Source organism: Endozoicomonas sp. SESOKO3 (assembly GCF_024606255.1).
Genome location: NZ_JAHHPR010000510.1, coordinates 1 through 1,003, shown reverse-complemented (window position 1 = coordinate 1,003; position 1,003 = coordinate 1). Strand labels below are relative to the sequence as shown.

The 1,003-nt window shown below is 51.5% G+C and carries 1 protein-coding gene; it reads left to right on the top strand.

Annotation, left to right across the window (positions count from 1 at the left end):
* On the top strand, positions 1–1,003 hold a 1,003-nt coding region (locus KDK18_RS08865), incomplete at both ends, for a PEP/pyruvate-binding domain-containing protein (protein ID WP_257254542.1).

Here is a 1,003-nt window from a genome sequence, read left to right as displayed (position 1 = left end):
GTTCAAATGTGTTTCAGCCCGGGTAATGAATGCGCTTGAACAACACCCTCTGGATTCCCATCGTTTAGCCCGCTATCTACCCGGGATCGTCTTTGAACCGGAAGCAGGGTGGAGTCTGATAAAAATCAGGGAATACCTGAATACCTCGCCACCATCAGAGAAAAACAAAATGGATAAATGGCTGGAGGGTCTGACACAATTCATTGTCAGTAGTGACTTTTACGAACAGGTTAAAGATTCTGAGGCAGCCTGCCACATCAGGAATCTGCGCTGTCAGCTTGAAGAACAATCCACGTCACAGCCGGTGATTATCCGCAGTTCTGGCATCAATGAGGACAACTACGGCGATGCCCAGGCAGGTAAATACCTCTCGGAAGTTCAGGGAGAAGAGGATGTTCTGCGAACCTGTCTCAAGGTCATGGCCTCAGGTTACCGGCCTGAAGTTTGTCCCGGAGTGATACCACCCACCATGGCACTGATCATCCAGCAGTGCATTGATTGCCGATATGGCGGGGTCGCCATGAGCTTTCAATCCTTTCAGGATGATACCATCAGGGTTGAGTACACACCCGGTCAGCCCAGGGGTGTTGTGGCAGGACAGTCAGGTAACACGCCCCACCGCATCGATATTTCTGGCGAAGAAGGGGCTGAAAGCGTTCAATACTTTCCCGGGACGGTTTCAAGTCAATTCATCCTTCAAAAAAACACGGATAATAACGGCTATTCGGAGACAATCATTTATAAGTCAGATGCCCCACCAGACGACGGTGGGCAGCGACTCAGTGATGACACGGTTTCAGCACTCAGGGAGATGGTGACAAAGCTGGAAGACCTGTTGCTCTGCCCGGTGGATGTGGAGTTTGCCATTGATCATCAGGGTCACCTGTTCCTGTTGCAGGTGCGTCCTATAACCAGACTCTCTGGCGGCATGGATTTTGCCATGCCCGTACCCGAAGACAGTCTGGCCAATGGCGAGGCCGTCAGCGAAGGTTATTGCACCGGA